The sequence below is a fragment of the Novosphingobium sp. FKTRR1 genome, assembly GCF_020404405.1.
Taxonomy (GTDB): Bacteria; Pseudomonadota; Alphaproteobacteria; order Sphingomonadales; family Sphingomonadaceae; genus Novosphingobium.
The window spans coordinates 1-11,323 of record NZ_JAIZDA010000059.1 but is presented as its reverse complement, the minus strand read 5'-3'; the positions used below and the strand labels follow the sequence as shown (position 1 = coordinate 11,323).

The following is an 11,323-nucleotide window of genomic DNA, read 5'->3' as shown; positions in this document are numbered from 1 at the left end:
GTCGGGCTACGCCCTCCCTACGCCGCCAGCAGCGCGAAACCTGCGCCCAGCATCAACCGATCCTCGCAACGCAAAGGGGGTCCCTTTTGCGCGCCGATAGGGGGTCCCGATTGGACGCCGATTGACATGTACCGATCGGAGATCGCCGAGGGTCAGGCTTGCACGAGCGATCTGACGCTGCTCAATTCGCATTGCTCCTCGAAACCCCGTGTTTCCTGGCATGACTTGGCTTCACATCTCCAAAGGCCAGATTGGCGCGATCAGCGAACCTGCCTTGCCGGCATCGAAGAAGTGCCCGCCGGACAAATGACGTCGTGGACCAACGAAGGCGCAACGTCAGTAGCCGTGTGGCATGCTACCCAATTCATGCCGGACAAAGAGACACAAGCCTTTGACGAATTGGCCGTTGAATTGCGCACAACGGCGCAACGCGTCATGCGAGCGTGGGGAAATGTATCTGGTCGCCTGCTGGTATCAGCCTCGGGCGGGGTCGATTCCTCGTTGATCGCCGCCGCGCTTGCGACGACCGGTCAGGACTTCGCCTGCCTGACGATTGCAACGGGCGATCCCAGCGGCGACGAGCGCGTGCCAGTGCGGATACTTGCGAAGGCGTTGAGCGTCGAAACCATCGAGGCCCGCTACGACCCCCGCATGCCCGATCTGACCGTTCCGGTTTCGCTTGGATTTGCGCGCCCCTCGGGCAAGGCGTTCATGCAGGAAGTCCGGCGCCAAGCAATCGAAGCCGCTGGCCGGTTTGGGGCAAGCGCGGTCTTCGATGGCAATGGCGGCGATAATCTGTTCTGCTATCTGCATTCTCCGGCGCCAATCCTCGACCGTTGGCGCAACGAGGGCCTGTCGCGCGGCACGGCGGCAATATTTCTCGACATGTGTCGGATCGCGCAAACGACATTGCCAGCCATGGCACGGGCTTTGGCCTTGCGGGCGCGGCGCGGGGCTCGACCTGCAGCCTGGATGGCTGATGGGCGATTGCTTGCAAGTGATGTGCCCGTCTGTGACGCGCCGGCTGAAATCGAAGACCTGGCACTCGCGGTTCCGTTCAAGCATCCGGGCAAGGTCGATCACCTGGCGTTGATGCTGCGGACGCAGAACTTCATCCATTCCGCCAGCGGTCCTGCAGACCCGTTGCAGTTCTCACCCTTGATGAGCCAACCCCTCGTGGAGCTGTGCCTGTCGATCCCGACATGGATCTGGTGCCAGGGCGGAATCAATCGGGCACTGGCCCGTGCAGCGTTCTCGCAAGAACTGCCCGCTGCCATCGTACGCCGTGTGTCCAAGGCCGGTCCCGACAGCGCCATGCGCGTGATCTTCGCCCAGAATTGGGCGCTGATCCGGGACATGCTTCTCGGTGGCCTGTTGAGGTCCAACGGACTACTCGATGCAGTTGCGATTGAGCAGGCCATAGCCAGCGACCCAAATGGAGAAGACCCGATAATCTATCGGCTGCTGGACTTTGTCGAAGCTGAGGCTTGGGCGCGCTCTTGGCAGCCTTGATCTCCAGCGTGGCTCAAAAATTCCCCATTTGGTCATTTGCAGCGAAGAGCAGTGGGCGCAGGCGCGCCTGGCATGGCCTTCCAGCGCTCGTACTGATCGCGCTTGACGGGCGAGCAATCCAGCTCGTGCATCAACCAGAAGCGAAACCAGTCGACCGAGCGCTCGTAGATCGCAAGCCGATGCGCTGGCTGCCATTTGAAATGCGGCTCGTTGTCCAGCACGATCATTTCGATGGCCTTGCCCTGCTTGCGCAAGGCAGCAAACACATCGAGACCCGCCTCGTATTCGCTGTCGCCGGTCTGAACCAAAATCGGTGCCTCAATCCTGCCCGCGTTTAGCACCAATGACATCGGCTTCCAGAAATCCGGGGCGTCGCCCTCGAAGAAGCGGTAGCCCATTTCGCGCCCGAACCTCTCGAAAAAGGGGCCTGCCGCCAGAGGATAGGCCAACATGTCCTCGCAGCACGCGCCCAGGCTTGCGACCTTGAACAGCTTCGAATTGATCAGCGCCCATTGGGTGGTGGAGGTCCCGTCGCTGAACCCGCTGATTCCCATTCGGCCCGCATCAATCGCGCCTGTGGCGATGGCCTGTGCAATGGCCATCTCGAGCGAGGACTGCACGCTTCGGCGATCGAGCCATTCGGTACGATTGCGCGCGCGCAGTTCGCTCTCATCCTTTGCTTCCATGACCCAGGCCGGAAAATCGGGCCGGGCAAAGCTCAGCACCGCAAATCCCTTCGCGGCGAGCACCTGGACCGGGACTTCATCACCAGTGCCGCCGCGAAGGAATCCGTCGCTGCCGTACTGGACGACTACGAGGGGGTGCTTCTGCCCTTGCCCGTGATCCGGCGGGAGCACGAGGTCGGCGAAACCTTCCACACCATAGGCATTGCGAAACCGCAACCGCTTGACCGGGCCAAGTCTGAACCTCGACCAGTCGGGGTTCGGATCGTGGATCAGGCGCTCACGACCCGCCGAAGGATCAATCGCGACGAGGCGGCGCGGTCGCGCGGCACTCTCGCGCGCGCAGACAAGCTCGGGTCCAGACATCGTGCAGCCTATCAGCGCATCTTCGGTCACGAAAACACGCCTTGGGCGAGGCCAGGACACGTGCCAACGCAGCAAGCCTGTCTGGCTCTGCCCCCATCCGGTCTTCTGCAGCACGTAAAGGTCACCGCTATCGGCTGACCACCACAGGTGCCGCGCGCCGTCGCACAGCGCCGTGTCACAAAGCCGCGTTGCACCGCCTGGCAGTCGCAGGACAAGGCGTGTCGGCGCGATCAATCGACCGGGGGCCTTGCTCTCTATCCAGGCGGCGGCGCCATCCGCTCTCCTTGTAAAACCCCGCGCACCGACCGGGATTTCGCCGCCTGGACTGGCGCGCTGGTTCCCGAAGGCACCGATTTCGGCATCAGTGGCAGGGCGCGCAAGACCAGCATCGTCTACCGCGGTATACGACGTGACCATCGGCCCCGTGGGCAAGGGACGATCCGCAAACTGCGGCGAGAAGCGATCGTCGAACACAAAGCCTGTCCGCGCCTCGGCTGCAACCCGTGCGTTCGCTTCACGCAAGGACGGCCGCGTTTGCGCAATGAGTGCCTTCCCGTCCGTGCTCCAGCGGAAATCCTCGACATCATCGGGCAGTGCCGTTGCTTGCCTCGCCGGAGCGTTGCCGGCCACGTTCACGGTCCAGACCTGGGTCTGGTCCGAGATGCGCTTGAGAAAGGCAATACGCTGGCCATCCGGAGACCAGCGCGGGGTGATGACCTGAGCGTACCCCGCGCCGACAACGGGGAAATTGCGCAAGGCAAAGGTTGCCCGAATGAAAGCGCCGCCGCGGTCGACTTCTCGCGGCGGCGCCCCCTCCCTGGCCAGGCTCGCGACTATCAGCTTCTGGCAAAAGGCATTGGCTTGCGGATTGGCCCGGCGCACAAGGAAGGCGATCTGCTTTCCGTCGGGCGATACCCCAAATGGGCTGGCAGATTCGTTGGGATCTGAACGCCCGATGTCGGCTAGAGCCGCCAAATGGCCGGAAGTGAGCTCGCTGCGCTTGTCCTCGTCTGGCCTCGAGGCTTCCGCTTCAAACGACAGGCAAGGGTTGACTGCTGCAGACTTTTCGGGGACGGAAGCCCCGGGCATGACAGCCTGAGCCAGCATGAACACCGCACCGGCCAGCATTACCATCGCCTCGACACACCGAGGGCCACGAAGCGGCCAATCGGAGAAAAGTTTGTCGAGTCATAGGGCGTATCGGTCGGCCCCGTCGTTCGAATGATCTGCGGCTTCTTGTTGGCGATGTTGTTGACGACAAGCGAAAGGGCCAGACCCGGCTCGTCACCGGCACCGGCAATAGCGGTATAACGGAGCGCAAGATCGACTGTCGCTTGTGATGCAATACGCACAGGCGTCGCGAAGCGGCGGTCGGCAAGCGCACCGGTGTAATTGACATAGGCCGAAGCCAGAATCTCACGCGACTGGTAAGCGACGCTGCCGCGACCGCGGAACTTCGGCGGATTGAACAGGGTCCCCGCAAGATCGGCCTCGGGCAACGCTGCGTTGACCTGTTGGCCGCTGTCGAGCCACGAGCCGGCAAGATTGGCCGTGAGCGAACGACCCGATCCCAGGTCCTTGCGCCAGCTGAAAGACGCATCGACCCCTTTGATGTGCTGGATGGCGACATTGAGATTGCGATTGTCGACCAGCGCGACGACCGCGGCGGGATCATAGGGGCGGCCCGTAAAGTTCTGCAGACCGAGCTGTGCCCCTTCTATGAGCTGGCTCAGTCGACCTGCAGCGGGATCGCGATCGATCAGGGAAGCGTACGCAGGATCGGTAAAGGCAGCTGCGATCGAACCGGCAATGGGCTGGACAACCCTGCCGCGATAACGGATGTCGAAATAGCTCGCTTCGAAGGTCAGGTTGGGCAAAGCAGCGGGGCTGATCACGAACCCGGCCGTCCACGAACGCGCCCGCTCGGGCTTCAGGACAGGATTGCCGCCGCTGGTATAGAGAACCGTCTGAGCGCCTGTGCCGGCGCCGAAGGCTGCGGCAGGCAGGAGGTAGGCTTGGTACCCGACATATTGTTGGTACAGCGTCGGCGCCTTGAACGAGCGCGTCCACGAGGCCTTCAAGGTGACGTCGCGCACTGGCGCGTAGATCAGGCCGAGACGCGGCGTCGCAACGTGCGCCATGCCCGGGTAGTCTTCGTAGCGCATGGCGGCTGACAGGCTGAGCCGGTTGATTCCGGCGATGCCATTTTCCGAGGCAACAAAGGGCAGGAACACTTCCCCGAATCCATAGACGCTGTGGCGCGACACATCGAAGGCCTGTGCCAGCGTCCCTCCGACAACCCGCGTGAAGCTCATGCCATTATCGCGATAACCGCCGCCGATGGCGAGGCGAGCGGGACCACCAGCCAGCGCGAAGAGTGGGCCGGTGGCATTGACTTCTGCCGAAGTGGCATCGTTGCAGTAGCAACCCTGGGTTACCGTGGGCGTGCTACCCGAGGGGGTGAAGGTCGTATGGTAGCGAGTGCGGTCGCGCCCGAAGGCTCCCAGGAGCTTGATGTTCCAGTCACCTCCTGCTTCCAATCGCAGCTCTGGAGCGATGGAAAACGTGGTGACCCGCGGCGCGAACAGATAGCGCGAAGATGCGGTACCGCCGATCGTACGGGATGTCCGCCTGGAATAGAGCACATCCATGCTGAAAGTGAGGCGCTCACCCAAATCCTGGTAAAGCGTCATCAGCGCGGCGTGCCGTCTTTGCTCTGGGTACAACGACGCCCGGGTGTCGAGCGAGGATGCGTAATTGCGCTGGTCGGCAGAGATGGCGGAATTGTGCGCATAGTCGTAAGCCAGCATGGCGCCGCCGGAGGACCATTGCGTGCCGCCCACAACATCGGCTTGCTGGCGAGAATAGCCGCCATCGGTTGCGGCACCGACCTGCGCTGACGTTGCAAGGCCGCTATAGTTCCGCCGCAGGATCACGTTGACGACACCGGCTACGGCATCCGAACCATAGAGGGCCGAGGCACCATCGGGCACGACTTCGATGCGCTCGAGCGCCGCAACCGGTATGGCGGAGATATCGACGCCACCAAAAGCCGAATCGTAGGGCAGCCTGTGGCCGTTGAGCAGCGTCAGGGTTGCGTCTGGTCCGAGGCCTCGCAGATTCGCGCTCGCTGCCGAGTTGACGTTTGTGTTAATCAGGCCCGCACCTGTTCCGACCCCCGGGTTCTGGCCACCTGCAAAGTTTTGCGGGATCGCACGTAGGGCTTCGCCAGTATCGGTCTGCCCAGCAGCGACGATGGTCTCGCGCGATAACCTGATCACCGGCGCTGCCACTTCGGCACCACGGATCAAGGACCCCGTGACGACAATCGGCGCATCGGCATCAGCGGGAAGTGCGGCCTTGTCGGGCATGGTAATGACGATCGTGCGGTTCGAGAAACTTGCCCGCAGCCCGGTTCCTGAGAGAAGCCTGGTTACGGCGTGCTCGACTGTCATGGTGCCGCGCAAGGGCTCGACCCGACGGCTGCTGACAGCCTCGGCCGGAGCATAGACCTGCCACCCTGCCCTGGCAGCTACAGCCATGAGCGCTGCACCGAGATCAGTCTCGGAAATCTCGAAATCATAGCGTGCCTCTTGCGCCGCAGCGGGCATGGCCGTCAGCAGGATGCATGCGCCGCCAAGTAAGCTGGCAAGCCATCGGGGTGAGCAGGTCATCGATAGTTCCCTCATTCTCGTTGACCCGGTTGCGCGAGAGCAGCCGGGCGATAAGGGCAATGACGTCGGGGTCTGCAGGGACCCTAGTTGCAATTGCAAATATTTCCTCAGGGTCGATCGATATAGAATCCGTCGGGGCGTTCCGTGATCGTCAGGGTGAATACGCGCCCCAGGTTTAGGGCGACCGCGGATGGATCTACGATCCGGAAGCGGCCGGAAATGCGAAGGCTGCCAAGGGCAGGATCCGAAAGAATGATGGGCTTTCCGGCGTAGCGGTTTACGGTATGCACGAGGTCAGACAAAGGGACACTGCGATACTGAACCCACCCTTGCGGCCAGTCTCGCTCATCCGCAGCATAGCGCGGCCGCAGCGGCTCGGCCCTGCCTCGCGCAAGCCGCACTGCCCGGCCGACAGGAAGCGGCTCGCCGCTGACGAAGTAGGCTGCACTTTGCATGACGGGCCGCGTTCTGGCTTCGCCCGCATAGAGCTGCACAGACGGCGCATCTTCACCGCGCCAACTCACGTCGAAGATGCCGTTTCGCGAGGTCATCTCGCTGTCGCCCACACGCACCAACCATTCAGTGGTGCTGCCGCGAAACCGCAACTGGGCACGTCCCTTGACCACGGTGACGACCGGATCCCCGTCCTGGTTCTCGAGGCGCACTTCAGTCGCAGAATCCAGCGCGAGGCTTGCACCCTGCGCGAGTTGCACCGTGCGCATTGTGCCATGGTCGGTCGCGAACGTGGTGACACGCCCATCTGACGCCCGCTGCTGTAAATTGAGTAGAGGTCCCCAGGCAGCCCCTGCGACAAGGGTGACAGCGACACTTGCGGCAAGTGCGACCGGGACCCACGAGCGGGTATCCGGACGGACACGCGGCAGCGGACGATGCCGCTGGTCGGCCGACGTCTTGAGAACCTCCGCTCCTTTGAATGTGGCAGCCACCTGCTCAAACGCCGCGCGGTTCAGCTCGCTTGCGTCGCGCCATTTCTCGAAATCCGGACGGTGTCGATCTGCTTCAGGTCCGCGCAGTAATACAAACCAGCGCGCGGCCTCGTCGGTCGAACTGGCGTTGCGCTCCCTGTCCGATCCCCCCTCACCACTCATCGCTGAAGGCTCACCTGTGCACTCCGAGACGTTTGGCGAGATGTGCAAGCGCCTTCGACATGTGATATTCGACCCCCGCAGTGGTGAGGTCCGTGGCTACCGCAATCTCCTGATATGTCAGCTCATCGACCCGGTGCATCAGGAAAATGTCGCGCGTCCTCGTCGGCAGTGCCGCCAGTGCCGTCTCGTAGCGTAACTGCAACTGGGCAGCTTCAAGGAGCGCTGCCTGATCGGCAAGATCGGGCGAATGCTGCGCTTCGTCGAACTGGACTTGCGGCCCTCGCCGCTTTCGGACACGCAACGTGTCAATCACGAGGTTTTGGGCAATGCGCCAGAGATAGCCCGCTGGGTTCTCCAAGCGCTCAGTCTGACCTCTGCCCAAGGCCCTGACAAAGACATCCTGCACCAGGTCTGCGGACGAGTCTGGCCCCGCCTTCCAATCGAAGTAGCGCTTCAATCTGGCCCGCTCTTCGCGATACGCCTTGTCGAGCGTGCCTTCGCGCGCCGATGTCAGCGCAGGCGACGATCTGGTAGGAGACACATTGGCACCGAAGCCGGCATGATCCCGCCAGCTCGGCAAGGTAGTTGCCGACTGCGTTTGGAGTCAGGTCTGCGTCGGCCTCGCGTGGCGGTGACCGACCGCCGGTCCATCGGGACAGGCGTGCTTTATGCCTGGCGGAATTGTGATCCGGGCAGCTTATGCCAGCTGTTGATGCTGCCTTGGCAAAAGATGGCGCGGTTGCAGGGACTTGGCAAGAGTCAACGACCAACCGGCGTCAACTTCTGGTCGGATGGACTTGCTGCAACATGGCAACGAGGCGTGGGGCAGCAGAAATCCGGCGCTGATGATAACGCCGCATAGCGACCGCAGTCTGCCGCCCGGGCGAGTCTATCACCGTGGCCTCGAGATCTGCGACTTCCTGTTTGGCGTCGCGCAAGACCTCGACCTCGATCCGCCGGAAAGGATGAAGGCGATCATTGAGCGACTCTATTGCGTCCGCCAGGGCCTCGTTGCGCGCGGCTGCGGCGATGCCGCTAAACAAAGCACGCGAGCGCAGGGCGAGGTCGGGTTCGCCGGTCCCGATATCAGTGATCCCAGCTTGGCCCGTGCGCTTCACTGCGAGGCCCACCAGCGAAAGGTTGAGCTCCAGGAGGTCACGAAGGTCGAACGTGCAGAGCCGCGGCACATGGAAGCCGAAACCTGGCCTCAGGTCCACCATGCGCTCGCCAACAAGGCGATTGAGACTGTCGCGAACCGGGGTCATGCTGACGCCTACCAGATCGGCGATCCGCGCGCTCTCCAGGCGAGAGCCCGGAAGCCAGGCTCCATCCAGCAACTTTTGCTTGATGGCCGTGTATGTCGGTTCGAGGACATGCGCCGGGCTCATCGCTGTGCCCCCTGCCCCCGCGCAAATTCCGAGAGCATTGCAGCCTGGTCGGGTCGTAGTGCATCGACCGCACCGAGCTTGCCTCGCCTGCCGCGATTGAGCAGCACGGACGGGCATTGTCCTTCGTAGTTTCCAAGATTGGGGCGGTGCTGAGCATAGCCGACAAGCGCCGCAAGTTCAGGCGAGAATGACCTTGCGACCTCTGGCGGATAGGCCAACCACATATTCTCGTATGGTTTGAGCCAGCCCAGACTGTACCCGACAACGATCGCGCGGCGGACGCCCGAGGAGCGGTTTGGACCTGCGCCATGAAGCGTCGAGCCCAGAAAGCATATGGCAGAGCCAGGTTCGCACTCCGTGATGACGGGGTCTGGAAGCTCCGAGAAGTCAGTTGGCGGATTACGATGCGTGCCGGGGTATATCCGAGTGGCACCGTTTTCAGGCGTGAAGGGATCCAGAGGCCAGACCACGTTCAGGAGATATTCGTGCGCCCCCTTCACCCCGGCCCACATGTCGTGGTCGCAGTGAGGGAATTGCTCGAGTTCGCCCGGGTGGATTGCGATGGCCTGTGCCACGTTGAGCTGGATTCTGTCACAGGCGGCCCCCAGCACCGCCTGCGCCAGGGCGAGCACAGTGGGCTCCATGACGATTTCCGAAGCCCGCGTCGATCGGCGCAGCAGGCTGCCGAAGCGCTTGGTCCGATAGCCATAGAAATGACCTTGGCCGAATGGGGTCGTTCTGAACGGGACCTCCAAGTCTCTAGCCAGATCGGACAAGATTCTCGGCGAAAGAAGCTGCGGGATGACGCAGTAGCCTTGCGCCATCAGCTCATCGAGCCATGGCTCGATTGTGATGGGCGTCATGCCGCTCCTCCCCTCGCGGCGGGCATTTCGATAATCGGCTCGGCAAAGCAACCTGCCTGCTTGAGCCCTTCAAGGGTATTCCCGTCGATACTGATGTGCAGACCGACGAGCATTTGCCCATCATGTGTTACAGCATCGCCAAGCGCCCGGCATTGCCACCCGAATGTCCGGATTTGCCGATACCAGGCAAGGCCGGCGACACCGGTATAATCCGTGACACCGTTTCTCAGCGCGTACTGGACCAGCGCGGTCACGAGCTCGTTGCGCGCTACCTTGCGCTGTGCAGCCGTCAGCCGCGGATCAAGGCAGAAGCGGGTTATTTCCCGGGTCGCAGGTCCGGACGGAACTGGCCCGGGGCACAGCACCGGAAACATGTCTCGCAGGATGTGGGAGGCATCGGTGCGCAGCAACCTGGTCGATGCCCGATGCTCTCCGTTTTCATCGAGCAGGATCAGGTAATCGGCATGCTGGTTGTCGAATTGATCAACCTCGTACTTGCCGGCAAGGACTGGCAGATCCCAGCGCAGGAGGTCGATAAATACCCGCTTGCGGGCGGCAAACATGGTGCGAAAGGCGTGGGCTTCATTCGCTGCGGCGTCAGTGAGGTTGAGCATGGGGCCATCTCCAGGTTGGGATGGCGCATCCAAACAGCGAGCGGACGTTCGCGGTATTCCCAGATCTGGGAATGGCGGAACTTAAAAAAGCTCTTCCCGGCGATCCTCTTAATCGAGGAGGTTGTTCCACCAACGCAGGAGGTCCGGAAAGCTGATCAGACCGTCATAGAGGGCGCAGAGGATGAGCGTCTGGCCACAGTGGACGTTGTAACGTTCTCGGGCATCCTTGAGGTGCTTGCGAACGGTAAACTCGGTGACGCCCATGATGATTGCAGCCTCTGCTGCCGTCTTCCCTCTGGCGGACCACAAGACGCATTCGCGCTGCCTGTCCGAAAGTGCTGGCCTGCAATCGTAGTGGCCCAGCCCTGCCAGTCCACGTGCGGCCGCTATCGCGATGCCTCCAAGCAGCTCAGCCACTTCCAACCGCTCACGGGGGAGTTCAGTTCTTGGGCCGACCACGAAGGAGCATGAGCCGCTGCCTTCGCCGGGTATGTGGCGAGGCACCGTGTATCCGTCTGCGACGCCGACGTGGCGACCAACAGACAGCATGCGATGATCGCCACTCGTCATGGGGATCAGCCTCGCAACGTTGCGCCATTCGAAGCCCAGCAGTGCCCTATCGCAGGCACGGCGCACCGGGTCCTGTCCCGCGAGGTCAAAGCAAACATACACCTCGGCCCATTCTGCCGGATAGTTGTGCATCAAGACCGACTTTCGCTCCTCAAAACGAACCCGCGGCTCATAGGCTACTGCGAAATGATCGAACCCGAGTTCTCGCGTGATGTGCGCGAGGCAGTCCGACAAGGAAGCTGAAGTCTTCGCATCGATCAGGTAGGGTGCAAATTCGCGAACGAGCGACAAAGGCATGCCTGACAATCGGCACCCCTGACGTAACCCAACCCGTCAAGGATGAACCGCCCTGCAACGCCCAGACCCTGGTTCCATGCCAACGCCTGCGGCTGTTTAACCAACGCGCTAGGCCGATTAGAGCCCGAGCGAAAAGTGGTTGAGCGATATCAGTAGGTTGTGATTCAGCGTCGTTGTCGAGACGATGGAGGAAGCACATGCCCTGGACTGATACCGCTCGCCGCAAGCATATGCGGGAAGGTGCGGG

Annotated in this window: 9 protein-coding genes; 1 reads left to right on the top strand and 8 read right to left on the bottom strand. The window is 62.1% G+C overall.

The window, feature by feature from the left end; all coding sequences use genetic code 11:
• Window positions 1–435 precede the first annotated feature (435 nt).
• Entirely contained in the window at window positions 436–1,512 is a 1,077-nt protein-coding gene (locus LDN95_RS22275) for an asparagine synthase C-terminal domain-containing protein (protein ID WP_226019714.1), read from the top strand.
• Window positions 1,513–1,544: 32 nt separating this feature from the next.
• On the opposite strand, the gene LDN95_RS22270 is transcribed toward LDN95_RS22275, so the two are convergent.
• From LDN95_RS22270 to LDN95_RS22235, 8 genes are all read right to left on the bottom strand, one after another.
• Window positions 1,545–3,689 (bottom strand): Atxe2 family lasso peptide isopeptidase, encoded by a 2,145-nt coding sequence (locus tag LDN95_RS22270; RefSeq protein WP_226019713.1) that lies wholly within the window; start codon window positions 3,687–3,689, stop codon window positions 1,545–1,547.
• On the bottom strand, window positions 3,689–6,250 hold the full coding sequence (locus LDN95_RS22265; RefSeq protein ID WP_226019712.1) for a TonB-dependent receptor: 2,562 nt from the start codon (window positions 6,248–6,250) through the stop codon (window positions 3,689–3,691). The genes LDN95_RS22270 and LDN95_RS22265 overlap by 1 nt, the downstream gene beginning before the upstream one ends.
• Window positions 6,251–6,342: 92 nt before the next feature.
• A complete protein-coding gene (locus LDN95_RS22260) occupies window positions 6,343–7,344 on the bottom strand; it encodes a DUF4880 domain-containing protein (protein ID WP_226019711.1) in 1,002 nt (333 codons plus the stop codon).
• 10 nt (window positions 7,345–7,354) lie between these two features.
• Window positions 7,355–7,801 (bottom strand): RNA polymerase sigma factor, encoded by a 447-nt coding sequence (locus LDN95_RS22255; RefSeq protein WP_226019710.1) that lies wholly within the window; start codon window positions 7,799–7,801, stop codon window positions 7,355–7,357.
• A gap of 319 nt (window positions 7,802–8,120) precedes the next feature.
• Complete coding sequence (locus LDN95_RS22250) at window positions 8,121–8,732, bottom strand: GntR family transcriptional regulator (RefSeq protein WP_226019709.1); 612 nt, start codon at window positions 8,730–8,732, stop codon at window positions 8,121–8,123.
• Window positions 8,729–9,595 carry a phytanoyl-CoA dioxygenase family protein gene (locus LDN95_RS22245; protein ID WP_039335488.1) on the bottom strand — a complete coding sequence of 289 codons (867 nt, stop codon included), beginning with the start codon at window positions 9,593–9,595 and terminating at the stop codon, window positions 8,729–8,731. The genes LDN95_RS22250 and LDN95_RS22245 overlap by 4 nt, the downstream gene beginning before the upstream one ends.
• On the bottom strand, window positions 9,592–10,209 hold the full coding sequence (locus LDN95_RS22240) for an acyl-homoserine-lactone synthase (protein WP_226019708.1): 618 nt from the start codon (window positions 10,207–10,209) through the stop codon (window positions 9,592–9,594). The genes LDN95_RS22245 and LDN95_RS22240 overlap by 4 nt, the downstream gene beginning before the upstream one ends.
• Window positions 10,210–10,317: 108 nt before the next feature.
• Entirely contained in the window at window positions 10,318–11,076 is a 759-nt protein-coding gene (locus LDN95_RS22235; RefSeq protein ID WP_039335484.1) for a LuxR family transcriptional regulator, read from the bottom strand.
• Window positions 11,077–11,323 lie beyond the last annotated feature (247 nt).

What these genes read in the sequence shown, in the direction of transcription:
- LDN95_RS22265 (WP_226019712.1), bottom strand. Translation starts at nt 6,250, where the DNA reads ATGAGGGAACTATCGATGACCTGCTCACCCCGATGGCTTGCCAGCTTA.
- LDN95_RS22235 (WP_039335484.1), bottom strand. Translation starts at nt 11,076, where the DNA reads ATGCCTTTGTCGCTCGTTCGCGAATTTGCACCCTACCTGATCGATGCG.
- LDN95_RS22270 (WP_226019713.1), bottom strand. Translation starts at nt 3,689, where the DNA reads ATGCTGGCCGGTGCGGTGTTCATGCTGGCTCAGGCTGTCATGCCCGGG.
- LDN95_RS22275 (WP_226019714.1), top strand. Translation starts at nt 436, where the DNA reads ATGCGAGCGTGGGGAAATGTATCTGGTCGCCTGCTGGTATCAGCCTCG.
- LDN95_RS22250 (WP_226019709.1), bottom strand. Translation starts at nt 8,732, where the DNA reads ATGAGCCCGGCGCATGTCCTCGAACCGACATACACGGCCATCAAGCAA.
- LDN95_RS22245 (WP_039335488.1), bottom strand. Translation starts at nt 9,595, where the DNA reads ATGACGCCCATCACAATCGAGCCATGGCTCGATGAGCTGATGGCGCAA.
- LDN95_RS22240 (WP_226019708.1), bottom strand. Translation starts at nt 10,209, where the DNA reads ATGCTCAACCTCACTGACGCCGCAGCGAATGAAGCCCACGCCTTTCGC.
- LDN95_RS22260 (WP_226019711.1), bottom strand. Translation starts at nt 7,344, where the DNA reads ATGAGTGGTGAGGGGGGATCGGACAGGGAGCGCAACGCCAGTTCGACC.